The sequence below is a fragment of the Lentzea sp. NPDC042327 genome, from assembly GCF_040647275.1.
Classification (GTDB): Bacteria; Actinomycetota; Actinomycetes; order Mycobacteriales; family Pseudonocardiaceae; genus Lentzea.
The window spans coordinates 144,751-163,624 of record NZ_JBEZBX010000010.1 but is presented as its reverse complement, the minus strand read 5'-3'; the positions used below and the strand labels follow the sequence as shown (position 1 = coordinate 163,624).

The 18,874-nt window shown below is 71.2% G+C and carries 12 protein-coding genes; 3 read left to right on the top strand and 9 right to left on the bottom strand.

Annotated features, from left to right (window positions below; translation table 11 throughout):
• Nucleotides 1-22: 22 nt before the first annotated feature.
• Together AB0A63_RS25785 and AB0A63_RS25780 are read left to right on the top strand one after the other, a co-directional pair.
• The gene (locus AB0A63_RS25785; protein ID WP_360395885.1) at nucleotides 23-4,303 is read left to right on the top strand and encodes a hypothetical protein; all 4,281 of its coding nucleotides are present in this window, start codon (nucleotides 23-25) and stop codon (nucleotides 4,301-4,303) included.
• Nucleotides 4,304-4,365: 62 nt separating this feature from the next.
• Nucleotides 4,366-4,635 carry a hypothetical protein gene (locus AB0A63_RS25780; RefSeq protein ID WP_360395884.1) on the top strand — a complete coding sequence of 90 codons (270 nt, stop codon included), beginning with the start codon at nucleotides 4,366-4,368 and terminating at the stop codon, nucleotides 4,633-4,635.
• Here AB0A63_RS25780 and AB0A63_RS25775 read toward each other — a convergent pair whose 3' ends face one another.
• The 3 genes from AB0A63_RS25775 to AB0A63_RS25765 all read right to left on the bottom strand — a co-directional run bounded on the left by AB0A63_RS25775 (nucleotide 4,636) and on the right by AB0A63_RS25765 (nucleotide 10,748).
• Nucleotides 4,636-7,929, bottom strand: a complete 3,294-nt coding sequence (locus AB0A63_RS25775; RefSeq protein ID WP_360395882.1) for an error-prone DNA polymerase — start codon at nucleotides 7,927-7,929, stop codon at nucleotides 4,636-4,638.
• Nucleotides 7,930-8,001: 72 nt separating this feature from the next.
• Nucleotides 8,002-9,504, bottom strand: a complete 1,503-nt coding sequence (locus AB0A63_RS25770) for a DNA polymerase Y family protein (protein WP_360395881.1) — start codon at nucleotides 9,502-9,504, stop codon at nucleotides 8,002-8,004.
• Nucleotides 9,501-10,748, bottom strand: a complete 1,248-nt coding sequence (locus tag AB0A63_RS25765; RefSeq protein WP_360395880.1) for a hypothetical protein — start codon at nucleotides 10,746-10,748, stop codon at nucleotides 9,501-9,503. The genes AB0A63_RS25770 and AB0A63_RS25765 overlap by 4 nt, the downstream gene beginning before the upstream one ends.
• Before the next feature lie 223 nt (nucleotides 10,749-10,971).
• On the opposite strand from AB0A63_RS25765, the gene AB0A63_RS25760 reads away from it, so the two are divergent.
• Nucleotides 10,972-11,682 (top strand): hypothetical protein, encoded by a 711-nt coding sequence (locus AB0A63_RS25760; protein ID WP_360395878.1) that lies wholly within the window; start codon nucleotides 10,972-10,974, stop codon nucleotides 11,680-11,682.
• 51 nt (nucleotides 11,683-11,733) lie between these two features.
• On the opposite strand, the gene purH is transcribed toward AB0A63_RS25760, so the two are convergent.
• The 6 genes from purH to sucC all read right to left on the bottom strand — a co-directional run bounded on the left by purH (nucleotide 11,734) and on the right by sucC (nucleotide 18,694).
• Nucleotides 11,734-13,305, bottom strand: a complete 1,572-nt coding sequence (gene purH / locus AB0A63_RS25755) for a bifunctional phosphoribosylaminoimidazolecarboxamide formyltransferase/IMP cyclohydrolase (RefSeq protein ID WP_360395876.1) — start codon at nucleotides 13,303-13,305, stop codon at nucleotides 11,734-11,736.
• On the bottom strand, nucleotides 13,302-13,922 hold the full coding sequence (gene purN, locus AB0A63_RS25750) for a phosphoribosylglycinamide formyltransferase (protein ID WP_360396069.1): 621 nt from the start codon (nucleotides 13,920-13,922) through the stop codon (nucleotides 13,302-13,304). The genes purH and purN overlap by 4 nt, the downstream gene beginning before the upstream one ends.
• Nucleotides 13,923-13,977: 55 nt before the next feature.
• Entirely contained in the window at nucleotides 13,978-15,585 is a 1,608-nt protein-coding gene (locus AB0A63_RS25745; protein ID WP_360395875.1) for a DUF6350 family protein, read from the bottom strand.
• Between the two features lie 152 nt (nucleotides 15,586-15,737).
• Nucleotides 15,738-16,433 (bottom strand): DUF5336 domain-containing protein, encoded by a 696-nt coding sequence (locus AB0A63_RS25740; protein ID WP_360395873.1) that lies wholly within the window; start codon nucleotides 16,431-16,433, stop codon nucleotides 15,738-15,740.
• A 201-nt stretch (nucleotides 16,434-16,634) separates the two neighbouring features.
• The gene (gene sucD / locus AB0A63_RS25735) at nucleotides 16,635-17,522 is read right to left on the bottom strand and encodes a succinate--CoA ligase subunit alpha (RefSeq protein WP_236215987.1); all 888 of its coding nucleotides are present in this window, start codon (nucleotides 17,520-17,522) and stop codon (nucleotides 16,635-16,637) included.
• Nucleotides 17,523-17,527: 5 nt separating this feature from the next.
• Entirely contained in the window at nucleotides 17,528-18,694 is a 1,167-nt protein-coding gene (gene sucC, locus AB0A63_RS25730) for an ADP-forming succinate--CoA ligase subunit beta (RefSeq protein ID WP_360395872.1), read from the bottom strand.
• Nucleotides 18,695-18,874: the final 180 nt, after the last annotated feature.

The following is an 18,874-nucleotide window of genomic DNA, read 5'->3' as shown; positions in this document are numbered from 1 at the left end:
CTCGGTGTGGCGCAGATCAGTCGTGCCCATTTCCGCAGCGCTGGTCCTCACCCTGTTCGGTGGGACAGTGCAGGCAGCCGCCGCGCCGACACCCGTTCCGGTGCTCCAGCAGGCAGCGGCGAACGACCCTCCTCCGCAGGAAGTGGACGAGGAGTTCGAGTTCTACAAGATGCTCGTCACCGACATCTCCGAGCACGCGGAGGACGTCGAGGTCCGCGACGCGGCCAAGGCCGCGCTGGCGGTCGGCACCAAAGAGCGGCTGATCTGGTTCCTCGACCACGGTCAGGCGGAGGCGCAGGGCCGTGCCGACGTGCGCAAGCGCGCCGAACTGGCCGAACACCGCCGCAAGGTCGAGAACTGGGCAGCCACCGGTGGCCCGAACGTCCGCGCGGGGGCGCAGGCCGCGCTGACGGCCGGTGACCAGGCCATCAGGGACTTCGTGGCCTATGGCTACGAGATCGCGCTGAAGCGGGACAAGCAGCAGGCCGAGGACGACAAGGCCGAGCAGGACCGCATCATCGCCCGCGTCCGCGACATGGTGGCCATGGGCGGCCCGCAGGTGAAGATCGAGGGCGAGGCGGCGCTCCTCAGCGGCGACTACGCGCGGATCCGCCAGTTCTACCTCGTCGACTACCACGAGGCGAACCAGCGCGACCACGACATGCGCGCGGTCATCCAGAAAGCCCTGGAGGACCGCAACAAGGCGATCACCGAGCTCGACCAGATCGCCCGTCGCGCCGAAGCCGCGGCGAGTGCGCGCGCCGAGATCCTGCGCGCCAACATCGACGCGGTCAAGCACCTGGAAGACGTCACGTACGCCATGAAGCGGGCCGTGGAAGCGGCTCACAGGGCGGACCGGATCTTCCGCGACGACAAGCCCGGCCGTGCCCACGGCCAGCTCGGCCGCAACGACCTGCTGGACGCCGAACGCGCCAACGCGGCGCGCGAGTCCGAGGCCGCCGACCGCATCGCGCTGGCGTCCGTCGAGGCGAACACGCGTGCGCGCAACGCGGCGCAGCGCCTGGTCGACAGCGGCATGACCGACGGCCTGGACTGGGCCAAGGTCACCATCGGCATCGGCAACGCGGTGGACGCCGCGGCGCTGGCCGCCGAGACGTCGATGCACGCGGCCACCGCCACGCTGGCCGACAGCCGCGCGCTCGACGCCGACCGCAACGCCCAGGAACACGCGGACAACGCGGCGAAGTACCGCGCGGAGGCGGAACGGCAGGCGGCCAAGGCGGCCGAGCTCGCCGAGGCGGCGAAGAAGCAGCAGGACATCGCGATCGCCGCGCGCAACCGCGCGGAGCAGCAGAAGAACATCGCGAGCGCGAAGGCCGCCGACGCGCAGCGCCACGCCACGAACGCCCGCAACCACCGCATCAACGCGCAGGCCGCCGCACGCAACGCGGCCGTCACGGCGAACGCGGCCTACGCCGCGAACGCCGAGGCCGCTCGCCTGGCCGGCGAGCACGACGCCGCGGTGGACAAGGTCCGCTCGATCCAGACCCAGGTCGACGTCATCGGGCGCATGCACAACGCGCGCCTGATCAGCCTGGAGAACATGGAGCTGCGGCTCCGTGATCGCGAGCAGGTCGCCAGGGAACGTGGCGAGAACGTCGAGGAGGTCACCAGGGAGATCCGGGGCCAGGTCGACGTGGCCCGCGGCGCCGCGAACGAGACGGCAGGCTGGGCCTCGGCAGCGGCGTCGTCGGCCGCGGCGGCACGGGCATCGGCCCAGCAGGCTGCGGCAGCGGCGCAGGCCGCCCGCACCGCGGCGAACAACGCGACCAGGGAGGCCGTGACCGCACGCCGGGCCGCCGACGAGGCGCACCGGATCACGCTGGAAGCGGTGAACGTGGCGCTGGGCGCCAAGGCGTCCGCCGAGATGACCCAGCAGGAGGCGGAGGCCGCGGTCCGCGAGGCGAACCAGGCCGTCTTCCAGTCCGTGGTCGCCGACCGCGCGGCCTCGGCGGCGGCGGCGTCCGCGGCGCTGGTGGTCGACTCGGCACGAGCGGCCGAGCTGATCCTCAAGCCGTACGCGGCGCTCAACGCCGACGCGCGCAGGGCGTTGCAGACCCTCTCCGACGCCCTGCTCATCAGCGAGGAGCAGTCCCGCCTGGCCAGGGAGAAGGCCGACGAGGCCGCGCAGGCGGCGGTCAGGGCGGCCAAGGCGGCCGACGACGCCACCGCGGACGTGAAACCCGCGTACGAGGCGGCCTCCCGTGCCGCCGACTCCGCGAACCAGGCGGCGCAGTACGCCCAGGTCGCGAACGACGCGGCCAACCAGGCCGTGCAGCACGCCCAGGCGGCCCACGGCGCCGCCGGCACCGCGGGTCGCTGGTCGAACACCGCCCAGCAGGACGCGGTGGCCGCGGGCAACGCCGCCGCGGCGGCGAGCGCATCGGCTGCGAGCGCTGACCGCGCGGCAGCCGCGACCGAGCAGATCTACGCGATGGCCAGGGCCAGCGCCGACAAGGTGCAGGAGTTCATCCAGTCCGTCGTCGACCACATCGACGACGTCCACGAGTACCGCGTGCGGCTCGAGATGGCCGAGCAGATCGCGCGGGAGGAGGCCCAGAAGAAGGCCGACGAGCTCAACGGGCAGCTCATCAAGGGCATCCTGACCATCGACCGGTGCCTGGACAACCCGGTCTTCTACTTCGAGGACTGCAAACGCGCCGCGAACAAGGTCGAGGAGGTCGCGAAGAGCGGTCTCAAGGCCTACGGCGAGGCCGCGGTCGAGTCGTTGCAGACGGGCGCCCGGTGCGCCGCCGGTGACCAGGCGGCCTGCCAGCTGCTGCGCGAGGGCAAGGACAAGCTGACCCTGCTCTACAAGCAGATCGGCTCGGGCATCGTCGAGGGCGCCAAGGGCACCCTGGACGGCCTGCTCACCGGTCTCGACTGCGTCGGCGGCTCGGTCTTCGGCGACTTCCACTCGTGCAAGCAGATCTGGGACGGGCTCGTCTACACGGTCCAAAACCCGTACACGCTCATCCACCTGGAGGAATGGCACGACAACCCGGCGAAGGCGCTCGGCCTGACCCTGTGGGACCTGTCGTTCGGTGCGGTGAGCACGGTCGCGAGCGGCGGCGCCGGAGCGTTGACCAAGACGCTCAGCGTGATGAAGAACGTGCTCGGCAAGGGCACCGGCAAGATCCTCGACAACCTCGCGGAGCTCCGCGGCGTCATCGTCAAGCTGGACGACACCGTGCCGCACCGGCTCCCCGGTTCGCTCGGTGAGATCTTCAGCGCCAAGGTCCACATCGAGAACGGCGTCGGCAAGATCGACAACGCGGTCGTCGCGATCGACGGCAGGCTCTACCGCCTGGAGTCGTACTCCAGCCGGCTGGAGGGCGACCTGTCCAAGCTGGACGGTGCGGACATCCGCATCGAGGGCGGCACGCTGCGGATCGAGAACGGCCTGGCCAAGCTCGACGACGCGAAGTTCAAGGTGGAGCAGCCCAAGGTCTGCGCGCACGGCCTGATGGCCGCGGCCGCGGACTGCACGAGCCCCACCCCCGATCCCGACGCACCGGTGTACAAAGAGCCGACGTTCGTGAACGGCGACTACTGGCACGACATCGGCGCGCTCAGGGTCCGGATCAGCGCGGCCGACTACCAGTGGGCCGACGCCCAGCTGAAGAAGGCCGCCGACGCGGAGAAGCGCATCACCCCGGACGTCGACGGCATCGCGGACGCGATCGGGGCCGACCGCAAGTACCGGATCGTGGAGCCCGGCAAGAAGCGGACCGAGCTCAAGAGCGCGGAGTCGTACCTCCGCAAGCTCTTCGACGAGATGAACGACGGTGGTGTCAAGCGCGATCCGCGGGACATCCAGCACAAGATGAACGACGCGGTCCGGTACACCTACGTGTTCCCGGACGCGACGTACACCAACAAGTTCTACGAGGCCCTCGTCGCGTTCGAGGCCAAGGGCTACACCCTCGTGGAGGTCAAGAACTTCTGGGCGAAGATGAACGGCTACCCCGGCATCAACACGACCTTCAGGTCCGCGGACGGTCAGCTGTTCGAGCTCCAGTTCCACACGGACAAGAGCTTCAAGGCGAAGAGCGACGAGACCACGCACTACGAGAAGCGCCGGACCAACGACGCCCAGGTCGCGGCGATCCAGGGCAGGGCGGCGGCGGAGAAGCGCCCCCTCACGGAAAAGGAGAAGCTGAAGATCAACGAGCTTGAGGCGGACACCGCGGCCGAGAAGGTCAAGTCCGATGCGATCTTCAACGAGGTCGACATCCCACCGAGTGCGCTCATCATCCCGAACTTCAAACTGCTGAGGTGATGACGACGCGCCCCTCGCACCCGCGAGGGGCGCGTTCCCTCTGACGAAACGAGCTGTGCGACATGGAACCTGAGGACGGGCAGTACTCCTACCTCGCCTGGGTGGACTGGGGGTCTTCGTCCGCCGAGCCCGACGCGGTCATCCGGACCTGGACGAGCCCGCAGGGTTACGACCTGGAGGAGCGGTACATCACCGAGTCCGGCTGGATGCGCAGCCGCGTTCGCGAGGAGCTGGACCGGGGACGCCGGGACGGGCGGCTGGACCCCATCGACAAGGCCACCGCCGATCAGATCGTCGAGCGCTGGGAACAGCGGCGCGCCGGCCAGGCCTGATCAGCGGAAGTCCCGCGACCGCGAGGGGATGCGCAGGTCGAGGTGCTGGAGCCGGTCGGCCAGCAGGCTGACCACCCCCTCCGCCGACTCGACGGTCCCCCGCACCAGCATCGCCCCGCTGCTGCGCGCGATCCGGCGGTAGCGGGCCCACAGGCCCGGCGAGCACACCACGTTCACCATGCCGGTCTCGTCCTCGATGTTGAGGAACGTGACGCCGCCCGCGGTCGCGGGGCGTTGGCGGTGGGTGACCGCGCCGCCGATCAGGACGCGGGTGCCGGACTCGACGCCGGCGAGCGCGGCGGTGGGCAGGGCGCCCATCGCGTCCAGGGTGGACCGGACGAACTGGGTCGGGAAGCTGTCCGGGGACAGGCCGGTGGCCCAGACGTCGGCCACGGCCAGCTCCACCTCGTCCATGCCGGGCAACGCGGGTGCGTCGACACCGGTCGTGGTTCCCGGCAGGCGGTCGGGGCGGATCGCGGCCACCGCTCCGGCTGCCCACAGGGCCTCGCGGCGTTCCAGGCCGAAGCACGCGAACGCGCCCGCGGTGGCGAGGGCCTCCACCTGGGCGGTGGTGAGCTGCACGCGGGAGCCGAAGTCCTCCATGTCGCGGAACGGTTGTGCGGCGACGATGCGTTCGGCGTCCGACTGGCCGACGCCGCGGACCGAGGCCAGACCGGTGCGGACGGCGTTCACGCCGCCCTCGAAGGGTTCCAGCGTCGCGTGCGGCAGGGAGGCGTTGACGCACGGGCCGTGCACGGTCACGCCGTGCCGGCGGGCGTCGACCACCAGCGACTGCGGTGAGTAGAAGCCCATCGGCTGAGCGCGCAGCAGTGCGGCGCAGAAGGCGGCCGGGTAGTAGAGCTTGAACCACGCGCTCACGAACACCAGGTGCGCGAAGGACAGCGCGTGCGACTCGGGGAAGCCGAAGTTGGCGAACGCCAGCAGCTTCGCGTAGATGCGGCCCGCCAACTCCTCCCCGATGCCGTTCGCCGCGCAGCCCTCGTGGAAGCGGTCGCGCAGGCGTTCCATCCGCGCTGTCGAGCGCTTGGCACCCATCGCGCGGCGCAGCTCGTCGGCCTCCGCGGCGGTGAAACCGGCGGCGTCCACGGCGATCTGCATGAGCTGTTCCTGGAACAACGGCACGCCGTAGGTCTTGCGGAGTGCGTTCTCCAGCAACGGGTGGTCGAAGTCCCACTTCTCCTGCCCGTTGCGGCGCCGGATGTACGGGTGCACCGAGCCGCCCTGGATCGGGCCCGGCCGGATCAGCGCCACCTCGACGACCAGGTCGTAGAACTCGCGCGGTTTCAGGCGCGGCAGCGTCGCCATCTGCGCGCGGCTCTCCACCTGGAAGACGCCCACGGAGTCGGCTTTCTGCAACATTTCGTAGACGCGCTGGTCATCCAGGTCCAGGTGGCCGATGTCGACCTCGACGCCCTCGTGGTCGCGCACGAGGTCGATCGCGTGGTGCAGCGCGGAGAGCATGCCCAGGCCGAGCAGGTCGAACTTCACCAGGCCGATGGACGCGCAGTCGTCCTTGTCCCACTGCAGCACCGTGCGGCCGGCCATGCGCGCCTTCTCCACCGGGCACACCTCGCTGACCGCGCGGTCGCAGATCACCATGCCGCCGGAGTGGATGCCCAGGTGGCGCGGGAAGTTCTCCAGCTGCGCGGAGAGCTCCAGCACCGGGACGGGGATGTCGCAGTCGTCGGTGGTGGTCCGCAGCGGGCCCCAGCGCTCTATCTGCTTGCTCCACGCGTCCTGCTGGCCGGGTGAGTGGCCGAGCGCGCGGGCCATGTCGCGCACGGCGGAACGGGCCCGGTAGGTGATGACGTTGGCGACCTGCGCGGCGTGCCGGCGGCCGTACTTGCGGTAGACGTGCTGGATGACCTCTTCCCTGCGGTCGGACTCGATGTCGACGTCGATGTCGGGAGGGCCGTCGCGGGCGGGGGCGAGGAAGCGTTCGAAGAGCAGGTCGAAGCGGACCGCGTCGACGTTGGTGATGCCGAGCGCGAAGCACACCGCGGAGTTCGCGGCGCTGCCCCGGCCCTGGCAGAGGATGTCGTTCTCCCTGCAGAAGCTCACGATGTCGTGCACGACGAGGAAGTAGCCGGGGAAGCCGAGCTGCTCGATGACCTTCAGCTCGTGCTCGATCTGCGCGAACGCCCGTTCCCGGTGCTCGGAGTCGGCGTACCGGCGGTGCGCGCCCTCGTGGGTGAGCCGGCGCAGCCAGCTGATCTCGTCGTGACCGGCAGGCACGTCGAACGGCGGCAGCCGCGGCGCGACCAGCCTCAGGTCGAACGCGAGCTGCATGCCGAGCAGCGCCGCGTTGTGCACGGCGCCGGGGAAACGGCGGAACCGGTGCATCATCTCCTCGCCGCTGCGCAGGAACGCCGCGGGTGACGGCGGCAGCCAGCCGGCCATCTCGTCGAGGCTGCTGCGCGCCCTGACCGCGGCCATCGCGGCGGCCAGCCGGCCGCGGTCCGGTGTCGCGTAGTGCACGGCGTTCGTTGCCACGACCGGGAGTTTGAGGTGCTTGGCCATCGCGTGCAGCAGGTCGTTGCGGCGGCTGTCCTCCGGCAGGCCGTGGTCGGTGAGCTCGACGTAGACGCGTTCCGCACCGAAGAGGTCGGTGAGCCGGACCAGTTCGCGGAACGCCGCCTCCGGACCCTCCCTGGTGAGCGCGCGGCGCACGGTTCCCTTGCGGCAGCCCGTCAACGCCACGACCTCGCCCCTGGTGTCGGCCAGCAGCTGATCGAGGTCGTAGACGGGTTTTCCCTTCTCCGCGTCGTCGTGGAGGTGGCCGGTGGTGAGCGTGCGGCACAGCCGGTGGTAGCCCTCCTGCCGGCACGCCAGCAACAGCAGGTGGTCGCCCTCGGGGTCCGGTTCGCCGCCGGCGGGCCTGCTCAGGCCGACGCTCAGCTCCGCGCCGAACACCGTGTGCACGCCCAGTTCCTTCGCCGCCTCGGCGAACCGCACCACTCCGTACATGCCGTCGTGGTCGGTCAGCGCGAGCGCGTCGAGCTCCAGCCGCTGCGCGGCCTCGACGAGCTCCTCCGGGTGGCTCGCGCCGTCGAGCCAGCTGAAGTTCGAGTGGCAGTGCAGCTCCGCGTACGGCACGCGCATGCGGGTGACCCGCTCGTCGGCGCGCAGCTGGAACCCCGGCGGCGCCGAGTACCGGTCGCGCCGCCGTGACCAGGCGGGACCGTCACCGCCGTCGGGCTTCTGCTCGTGCGGCTTGCCGGAGAGCGCGCGTTCCAGGTCCTTCCAGCGGACCGGCGGGTCATTCCAGCCCATCCGGTGCCCTGCGCGGCGACGGGATCAGCTGCTCCAGGCCCTCGGGGACCTCGTAGTCGTAGTCGTCGAACATCAGTCGTACACCCCTTCCAGAAACCACCTCTGGTCCCTGCGGATCAACAGGAACGCCTGGTCCTCGGTCTGCACCTGCACCCGTGCCGCCCGGTGCGCGTCCGGTGCCCACCACCGCTCGTCCACCGGCCACGGGCCCGCCCACGCGACCACGTCCCGCGTTCTGCCGTTCGCGGTGACCTGCCGCGGCCGTGCCGTGAGCTCAAGCCGTCCGGTCACACCGACCTCGCCGCCGTTCGCGTCCCTCAGCGCGGCGGGTTCGTCCCTGAGCGTGGCGGGAGCGCGGGTGAGGCGGCCGGGCCACGGGTGGTCCGGGTTGAGCGCCGGCGTCCGCTCGTCCCCCCACGGCACGAGCCTGACCCGCTCCCGCGGCCCGCGTCCGCCGTCGAGCACCGGCACCAGCACCGCGTCCGGCCCCAGCAACCCCTGCACGTGCAGCAACGCCCTGACCGCGCGTTCGTCGTCCTGCCCCCACAACCCGAGCTGCAACGCGGTGCCGTCGACGACCTCGGCGGGTTCGAGGGTGAGCGTCCGGATGCCCGACGTGAGCTGTTCGCGGGTGAGCCAGCCGTCCAGCTGCCACCGCACCCGGTCCGCGATCCCCCGCGGTGTCAACGGTTCCGCGGCCCGCCACACCCGGTGCAGCTCCTCGTCGCGCTCGGTGCGGGCGTGGATGCCGAGCCGGGTGCACGCGAGCCCGCGGTCAGCGAGGTTGGCGTGCAGCCTCGCCGCCAGCGTCCGCGCGGCGAACGCGGCCGAGTCGACCCGGTCGACCGGTTCGTCGAACGTCTCCGCGACCGCCAGCTCCGGCGCCGGCCTGCGCTTGTCGAGCGGCCGCTCCGACAACCCGCGCGCCAACCGGTGCTGCCTCGTGGCCGAGCCGCCGAACCGGGACGCCACCGCGTTCTCCGGCACGTCCGCGAACGCGCCGAGCGTCTTCAACCCGAGCCTCCTGAGCAGGTCAACGAGCCCCGGCTCCGCCAGCTCGTGCACACCGAGCGGCCGGAGGAACTCCGCGGTCCGGTGTGGCGGCACGATCACGTTGCGGTGCGCGGCCTTCGTGGCGGCGAACAGGCTGTCGGCCACCCCGACCTGCGCCTCCGTGCCGGTCCTGGCCGCGACGTGGTCGACCAGCCGCTCAGCCGCCCGCTCGGCACCGCCGAAGTACGTGATCGGCCCCCGCGCCTGCACCGCCACCACCCCCGGCTCCACCACCTCGACACCGGGAGCGAGCTCCTCGACCGCCTCCGCGACCGGCTCGAAGAACCGCGCATCCCGCTGCGGCTCGTGCTCGAACGTGACGAGCTCGGGACACATCGCCTCGGCCATCCGCCGGCGCATGGTCCTGCGGATCCCCTCGGCCCGCGCCACGGCCGAGGTGGCCACGACCTCGTTGCCGTCGACCACGACCACCGGGACGTGCGGACTGGTGCCCGTGGCGGCGCAGGCGGCGATCACGGGCCAGTCGGGGCACCAGACGACGAGCAGCCGGGTGTCCTTCACCGCGGCTCCGCTGCGCCGGAACTGTCGGTGATGCCTGGGAGAATGGAATGTGGGGGATCCCAGGCCGAAGGGGACCCCTGCGCGAGCGTGCGCGTTCGCTCTGCGTGCTGGGTTCGCTCCGCCCGCTGGGTCCGCTGAGCCCGCGGCGCCTGCTCCGCCCGCCGGGCCCGCCCCACCTGCTGCGTCCGTTCCGCCGGTTGGATCCGCTGTGCCTGCCGCGTCTCCTCAGCCCGCTCCACCTGCCGCGTCCGCTGGGTCCGCGGCGCCCGCTCCGCCGGCGACGCCCGCTCAACCCGCTCCGCCTGCTGGGCCCGCTCCGCCTCCCACGCCCGCTCAGCCCCCTCCGCCTGCCGCGCCCGCTGGGCCCGCAGCTCCTGCTCCCCCTGCCGCGTCCCTTCCGCCCGCCGCACCCGCTCCCCCTGCCGCCCCCGCCGCGCAGCCAGCTCATCCCTCTCGGCCGCCGCCCACCTGGCCACGACCGCGGCCGCGCGTTCGGCGGCAGAGCGCTTGTCCCCCAACGCGTTCACCCGCCTGGTGACCGGCTCGTCAGACCGGCCCGGACCGGCATCAGCCGGCTCGTCGGGCCGGACCGGGTCACCGGTCACCAGCGGGAGCTCGATTTCTTCCTCGCCGAACGTCAGCACCGCGGTGCGCGGGCGGCCTGCGGAGCCGCGGCCGCCGCTGCGGACGTCGATCTGCTGGCGGCGCAGGGTGCCGGCGCCGTCGTCGAGCCGGTTCCAGCGCACGGACTCCGCCGTCAGCTCCACGTCGGGAGAGGGCCAGGTGCCGAACGCGATCAGCACGGCGCGGCGTTGCCGGGCGCGGGCGGTGAGGCGGCGGGCCAGCGAAGGGGGCAGGGGGCAGCCGACGGCGACGAGGTCGAGGCCGTCCAGCAGGGCGGCGATCACCGGGCCGGGATCGGTGCCGGGGTGTGGGACGAGTGCCAGCCGCTGCACCGAGACCCCGAGCTCGGCCGCGGCCAGCACCCCCACCTGCGGCAGGCCGACCACGGCGGCCCAACAGCCGTCCGCGGTCGCACCCGCCAGCAGGGCGAGCAGCAACGATGTCGATCCGCCCACCGACACCGTGCTGCCACGCCGCAAGCCGCCCCACGGCAGCAGGTCCGCCAGTTCCCCGCGAACCGGCAGCACCCGCCCCGTGGTCTGGTCGGTGGAAGAGCGGGTCAGCTCGCTGGCCGGGTTCACCCCGAGCGCGGCCAACGACGCCGTTGCCGACCTCGACACTCCACCCACCTCCCGTCCTGATCGTGCGCACCCCTGTGCACGATCGCCGCGGGAAGTTCGGCGACTTGCTTATTCGAACTCTTGTTCGAACGAACGTCATGATCGTAGCGCGTCCAAGCACCCCTGTGTCAATGCTGGGGTGTCACCCTTTCGGTGGACATGCGCACACGGGTCCGGACGGTCCTCTACGGTGGCTCGAACAGCACCGCTATCTGGGGAAACAGTGAACCAACCACCTCCGCACGGCTGGCACCGGCAACCACCGCAGCAGCAGTACCGGGGTCACCCGCAGCAGCCCGGCTGGGGTCCGCCGCAACCACCCGGTAAGAGCAAGGCGCCGGTCATCATCGCCCTGTCGATCGTCGCGCTGCTGGTCCTCGGCGGCGGCATCACCGCCGCGGTCCTGTACCTCGGCGCCCACGAGGACGGCGGCTCTCCCAAGCGTGCCGACCAACTGCCCGCGGCTTGTTCGAACGTCTCCGAGGCGGCGTTGAAGAAGGCGCGCACGACCAACCCGAACAGGCTCGGCTCGTCGGAGACCGACCTGGGCAGGGGCAAGCGCACGATCTGCTCGTGGAACCAGACCGAGGGTGTCGACGGCGAAGGCCTGCGCAACACCGACGTGTACGTCACGCAGGACGCGAAGGAAGAGGACAGGGCCTACCAGGAGGCCGTGCAGATGGCCATGGCCAACACCCGGGGCACGCCGCGGCAGAAGCCGATCGACGGTCTCGGTGACGAGGCCACCGCCGTGCTGATGGACGGCACGTCGGCGTTCACCGACATCTCGATCATCGCGCGCAAGGGCGACCACGTGGTCGAGGTCGACCACACCGGCTGGGACGTCGGGCTGTTCAGCCCGAAGCGCGGGGACACCGCCGAGTTCGAGGCCGCGGCCAAGGGCATCGCCGAGGAGATGCTCGCCAAGCTCTGAAACGCGAAGGGGCCGCTCCCCAAGGGAAGCGGCCCCTCCTCACAGCACCGATCAGTGCGCGAAGTGGCGCGTTCCGGTCAGGTACAGCGTCACGCCCGCCGCCTCGGCCTTCGCGATCACCTCGGGGTCGCGGACCGAACCGCCGGGCTGCACGACCGCGCGCACACCCGCGTTCAGCAGCACCTCGAGGCCGTCCGGGAACGGGAAGAACGCGTCCGAGGCCGCCACCGCGCCCTTGGCCCGCTCACCCGCGCGCTTCACCGCGAGGTGCGACGAGTCGACCCGGTTGACCTGGCCCATGCCGACGCCGACCGTGGCACCGTTGTCCGCCAGCAGGATCGCGTTCGACTTGACCGCGCGGATCGCGCGCCACGCGAACTCCAGGTCCGCCAGCGTCTGCTCGTCGGCGGGCTTGCCGCACGCCAGCGTCCAGTTGGCGGGCGAGTCGCCGTCGGCGTCGATGGCGTCGCGCTGCTGCAGCAGCAGGCCGCCGGACACCGGGCGCATCTCCGCACCACCGCGGGCGGGTGCCTCGGCGACCAGGATGCGCACGTTCTTCTTGCGCTGCAACACCTCCACCGCACCGTCCGCATAGGACGGAGCGATGACCACCTCGGTGAAGATCTCCGAGACGAACTCGGCCATCTCCACGGTGACCTCGCGGTTGGCCGCGATGATGCCGCCGAACGCGCTGACCGGGTCGCACTCGTGCGCCTTGCGGTGCGCGTCCGCGATGCTCACGTCGGACACCGCGATGCCGCACGGGTTGGCGTGCTTGATGATCGCGACGCAGGGGCGCTCGTGGTCCCACGCGGCGCGCCACGCGGCATCGCCGTCGAGGTAGTTGTTGTACGACATCTCCTTGCCGTGCAACTGCTTCGCCGACGCGAGACCCACACGGCCGTCACCCTGCGCGTAGATCGCGGCGTGCTGGTGCGGGTTCTCGCCGTAGCGCAGCACGTTCGAGCGGTTCCAGGTCGCGCCGACCCAGCCGGGGAAGCCCGAACCCTCGTCGTCGGGCGCCAGGGCGTTGCCCATCCAGGACGCCACGGCCACGTCGTAGGTCGCGGTGTGCCGGAACGCGTCCGCGGCCAGGCGCTGGCGGTCGGCCAGGGTGAAGCCGCCCTCGCGCACGTTCTCCAGCACCCAGTCGTAGCGCGCGGGGTCGACGACCACGGCCACGTTCGCGTGGTTCTTCGCCGACGCGCGCACCATCGCCGGGCCGCCGATGTCGATCTGCTCGACGCACTCGTCCGGCGAAGCACCGGACGCCACGGTCTGGGTGAACGGGTACAGGTTCACGACCAGCAGGTCGAACGGCGCGATGTCCATGTCGCGCAACTGCTGCGCGTGCGTCTCCTTGCGCAGGTCCGCGAGCAGACCGGCGTGCACGCGCGGGTGCAGCGTCTTCACGCGGCCGTCGAGGCACTCGGGGAACCCGGTGACCTCCTCGACCGGCGTGACCGGCACACCGGCGGCGGCCAGCACCTTCGCGGTGCCGCCGGTCGACACGATCTCGACTCCGGCCGCGTGCAGGCCGGTGGCCAGTTCCAGCAGGCCGGCCTTGTCGGAGACACCGACCAGTGCCCGACGGACCGGTCGCCTCTCGGCGGGAGTGCTCACGGAATGCTCACCTTTCGTCCGTTCACGGTGCAGCCCTCGCGGGCCAGCCTGCCGACCGTCTCGACGAGCAGCCGGCGTTCGACGACCTTGATGCGTTCGTGCAGGGTCTCCTCGGTGTCGCCGGGTTCGACGACAACGGCCTCCTGCGCCAGGATCGGCCCGGTGTCCACGCCCGCGTCGACGAGGTGCACGGTCGACCCGGTCACGCGCACGCCGTAGTCCAGCGCGTCGCGGACGCCGTGCGCGCCGGGGAACGCCGGCAGCAGCGCGGGGTGGGTGTTGATCATCCGGCCGCCGAAGCGGGCCAGGAACTCCGGCCCGATGATCTTCATGAAGCCGGCGGACACGACCAGGTCTGGCTCGTGCGCGGCGACCGCCTCGGTCAGCGCGACGTCCCACGCGGCCCGGTCGGCGTGGTCGCGCAGCTTGACGGCGAAGTGCGGGACGCCCGCCCGTTCGGCGCGCTTGAGGCCCTCGATGTCCTCGCGGTCCGCGCCGACGGCGACCACCTCGATCGGGAGGTCGGTGGCGTCCAGCAACGCCTGCATGAGGGTTCCGGAACCGGAGACGAGCACGACGACGCGCGCCGGTGTGGGAAGCCGAAGTTCGGTGCTCAGCGTCTACTCCTGGTCTTGCAGCGGTGTTGCAGCAGCTCAGGGGCAGTTTAGGTCGTCACCGCCGCGGCTTGTCGTCCAGGTCCTCCTCCGGACCCATGCCGAGCATCTCGTCGAACTCCGCGTCGAAGTCTTCCTCTTCCACCACTTCGGGTTCGGAGCTCTTGTCCTCGTCGACGGGCTCGTCCTCGGCGACGTCGTCCTCGTACTCGTCCTCGTCCTCGTCGGCGACAGCTTCGTCGGCGACGGCCTCGTCGTCCTCGTCGTACTCGGCGTCAGCGTCGTCGTCGTACTCGGCTTCGTCGTACTCGGCCTCGTCGTCGTCGTAGTAGTCGTCGTCGAGGTCCTCCTCGACCTCGAACTCGTCGGCCGCCACGACTTGGAGCTGGTCGGTGAGCTCGTCGTCCTCGAAGACGACCTCCTCGTCCACGGCCTCGGCGTCCTCGACGAAGTCCGGCTCGACGAACTCGGCGTCCGCGGCCACGACCGGCTTCACCCGCGCCCCGGCGAGCCACGCGACGAGCGCTCCCGGCACCAGCACCCACAGCGCCACGAGCAGCCCGAGCAGGCCGGCGGGGATGGTGACCGGGTCGAACGCACCACCGGCGAGCCGCCCGCCCGCCGTCGCGGCGAGCACCAGGCTGCCGACGGCCGCGGTGATCGCGGCGACCAGCACCGCCCGCAGCCGCGACGTGGGCCGGTCGGACACCTTGCGGCAGGTCCACCCGACGAACGCGCCGATCAGCGGGGGCACGACGAGCACGGCCGGGCTGAGCAGGTGCTCACCCTCCGGCATCGCCGCGAGCAGCGGCACACCGGGCACCTGACCACCGGTGAACGTCAGCGGCGTGACCTCGACCAGGCCCATCGAGAAACCGGAGCCCGCGACGTAGGACAGGCCGGCGACGACGGCGTTCGGCAGGTAGCCCAGGCACAGCAGCCACACGCCGAGCCCGACACCGACCGACGGACCCGCGTCGGCGAACAGCTCCGCGGTCTTGGGCCACGAGATCGCGAGCCCGGCCGCCACCGCCAGCGCACCGGCGCTGAAGAGCGCGAACAACGCCATGAAGCCGGACCGCAGCCCCTGGAACGCCACCGGGTCGAGCTTGTCGAACACCAGCTCCACCAGGCCGCAGCGGCGGGCCACGCCGACCGTGGCAGCGACACCGGAGACCGCGGCGCAGCCGAAGAACGCGACGGCCGGCGTCGCGCGCACGAGCCCGTCGTCGCCCATCAGCAGCGCGATCATGCCGCCCACCACCGCGTGGGCGCCGGAGATGCTCAGGACCACGGAACGGGCCTGCAGCGGTTCGTAGAGGCCGAGCCGGTCGGCGGTGCCCGCGGCGGTCCTGCCGACCAGCAGCATCAGCAGCGCCGTCGGCAGCAGCGGCAGCACGCCGAGCTGGCCCGCCTCGAAGCGCAGCGGCACGTGGTGCGCGGCGAGCCAGGCGGGCGCGGCGCCCGTGAGCACGCCGGCGGTGTCGAAGTCGGCGTACGTGGCGGTGGCCGTGATCAGCGCGAGCAGAGCGGCGACGGCGGCGTAGCCGACCACCACCGAACCGACGGCGGCCGCGGCGAGGACGCGCATGCGTTCGGCACGCGAGAACTCCGGCGGGCGCACCGCCGTCACCTCGCGGGTCACGTCGCGTTGCAGCACGGGCATTTCCCCACTGTGTCAGGCCGGCTGGTCCATCCGGATGAGGCTCGCCGCACGCAGGAGGGGCGGCACCGTGGTCCGGTACCGCCCCTCCTGCGTGCGGCGTCTGCAAGTACTACCAACACGAAGTCGGTGGTACTTGCAGACGCCCCAACTGCTTACTGCTGCGGGCCGCCGAAGCCACCGGGCGGCGTGCCCGGCGAACCGAACTGGCCCGGCTGCGGCATGAAGCTCGTCTGCTGCGGCGGCTGACCCGGCTGCTGGGGCTGCTGCGGCTGCTGACCGAACTGCTGTTGCTGCTGCGGTGCCTGCTGCTGCGGCTGCTGGCCGAACTGCTGCTGCGGAGCGGCGTGCTGCTGCTGGTGCTGGTGGCCCTGCTGCGGGAACGCGCCCGACTGCGGGTTCCAGCCACCGGGCTGGCCCGCGTACGGGTTCGCCGGCTTCGGGTCGAACTTCACGATGCCCTCGCCGAGCAGCAACGCCAGCACGAGCGCGGCGGTCTGCAGCAGCGAGACGATCAGCAGCACGATCGCGAGGCCGTCGACCGACGAGGCCTTGATGATGCCCTGGAGCAGTTCCAGCGTCTGCACCGCGGCGAGCGCGGCGGCGACCGGCAGGAACCTCGGGGCGTTCGGCAGGAGCGTGAGAGCGGCGAGCGCGGCGGCCGCCAGGATCCACGTCACGCCGCCGACGCTGTCGGAGAAGGCGAGCAGGTAGGCGACCAGGCCGAGACCGGCGCCCACCATCGGGAGGATCATGCCCAGGTTGAGGTTGCTCGCGCCGGGAGCGGCGCTGGGCTGCTGCGGTGCCGGACCCGGCGGCTGCTGTTGGGGTGCGCCGTAAGGCACGGACATGTCGAGGTCTCCTCCTCCAGCTGGGTGAATCCCAAACGCTAGTCGATGCGTGTGCTCAGACGATGACCGGATCACGCCGGTTCCGCCACACGAACCCGTCCGACCCGAAATTACCCCTGCCGCAAACGCACGCGGGGACCTTTCGTACTCAATGACGGTACGAAAGGTCCCCGCGTGCGGTTCAGCTCAGACCGGCTCGGGTCAGAGGGCGTTCATGATCTCGCGCATGAGGGCGGCGGTCTCGGACGGCGTCTTGCCGACCTTGACGCCGGCGGCCTCGAGGGCCTCCTTCTTCGCCTGCGCGGTGCCCGCGGAGCCCGAGACGATGGCGCCGGCGTGGCCCATGGTCTTGCCCTCCGGAGCGGTGAAGCCCGCGACGTAGCCGACGACCGGCTTGGTCACGTTCTCCTTGATGTACGCCGCGGCGCGCTCCTCGGCGTCACCACCGATCTCACCGATCATCACGATCGCGACGGTCTCCTCGTCGGCCTCGAAGGCCTCCAAGGCGTCGATGTGCGTGGTGCCGATGATCGGGTCGCCACCGATGCCGATCGCGGTGGAGAAACCGAAGTCCCGCAGCTCGTGCATCATCTGGTAGGTCAGCGTGCCCGACTTCGACACGAGGCCGATCTTGCCGCTGCCCGCGATGTTCGCGGGGATGATGCCGGCGTTCGACTTGCCGGGGCTGATGATGCCGGGGCAGTTCGGGCCGATGATGCGGGTCTTGTTGCCCGTCGCGACGGCGTGCGCCCAGAAGTAGGCGGTGTCGTGCACCGGGATGCCCTCGGTGATGACGACGGCCAGCTCGATCTCGGCGTCGATCGCCTCGACCACGGCGGCCTTCGAGAAGGCCGGCGGGACGAAGATCACGGTCACGTTCGCGCCGGTGGCCTCCATGGCCTCCTTGACGGTGCCGAAGACCGGGAGGACGGTGCCGTCGAAGTCGACCTTCTCGCCCGCCTTGCGCGGGTTCACGCCACCGACGATGTTCGTGCCGGACGCGAGCATGCGCTTGGTGTGCTTGGTGCCCTCGGCACCGGTCATGCCCTGGACGATGACCTTGCTGTTCTCGTTGAGGAAGATAGCCATCTGACTCAGACCCCCGCAGCCGCGAGCTCGGCGGCCTTGGCGGCCGCGTTGTCCATCGTGTCGACAACGGTCACCAGCGGGTGGTTGGCCTCGGCGAGGATCGCGCGGCCCTCCTCCACGTTGTTGCCGTCCAGGCGGACGACGAGCGGCTTGGTGGCCGAGTCGCCGAGGATCTCCAGCGCCTTCACGATGCCGTTGGCCACGGCGTCGCACGCGGTGATGCCGCCGAAGACGTTCACGAAGACCGAGCGGACGGCCTCGTCGCCGAGGATGACGTCCAGGCCGTTCGCCATGACCTCGGCGGACGCGCCGCCGCCGATGTCGAGGAAGTTCGCGGGCTTCACGCCGTACTGCTCACCGGCGTACGCGACGACGTCCAGGGTGGACATCACGAGACCGGCACCGTTGCCGATGATGCCGACCTCGCCGTCGAGCTTGACGTAGTTGAGCCCCTTCTCCTTGGCCTTGGCCTCGAGGGGGTTCTCCGCCTGCTTGTCGACCAGCTCGGCGTGGGCCGGGTGGCGGAAGCCGGCGTTCTCGTCCAGCGTGACCTTGCCGTCGAGGGCGATGACCTTGCCCTCGGGGTCGCGGACCAGCGGGTTGACCTCGACGAGCGTGGCGTCCTCCGCGACGAAGGTCTCCCACAGCTTGACGATGACGTCCACGACCTGGTCCTTGACCTCGGCCGGGAAGTTCGCCGCGTCGGCGATCTCGGTCGCCTTGGCCTGGTCGACACCCTGGATGGCGTCGATGTGGATCTTCGCGAGGGCCTCGGGCTTGGTGGCCGCGACCTCCTCGATGTCCATGCCGCCCTCGACGCTCGCCATGGCGAGGAAGGTGCGGTTGGCGCGGTCGAGCAGGAAGGAGAAGTAGTACTCCTCCGCGATGTCGGAGGCGGGCGTCACCAGCACGCGGTGAACGATGTGCCCCTTGATGTCGAGGCCGAGGATGGCGGTCGCCTTCTCCTCGGTCTCGTCGGCGTCCTTGGCCAGCTTCACGCCGCCGGCCTTGCCGCGGCCACCGGTCTTGACCTGGGCCTTGACGACGACGGGCTGGCCGAACTTCGCGGCGATGGCCTTGGCGTCGGCGGGGTTGGTGGCCACATCGCCCGGCAGTACCGGGACGCCGTGGGCGGCGAAGAGGTCCTTCGCCTGGTACTCGTACAGGTCCACTCGGGTCTCCTGCGACGTCGGTGTCGGAACACCGCGCCTGGGTGGTCCTCAAGGGGCCGTCAGAACCCACTTGACGCGGCTGGGCCCAGACACTATCGACCTGCGCCTACTGCTCGCACGCCACTCCCGGTGAGGTCGGTCTCAACGGCGGTGAGGTCGATCACGCGTGCATGCGTACGT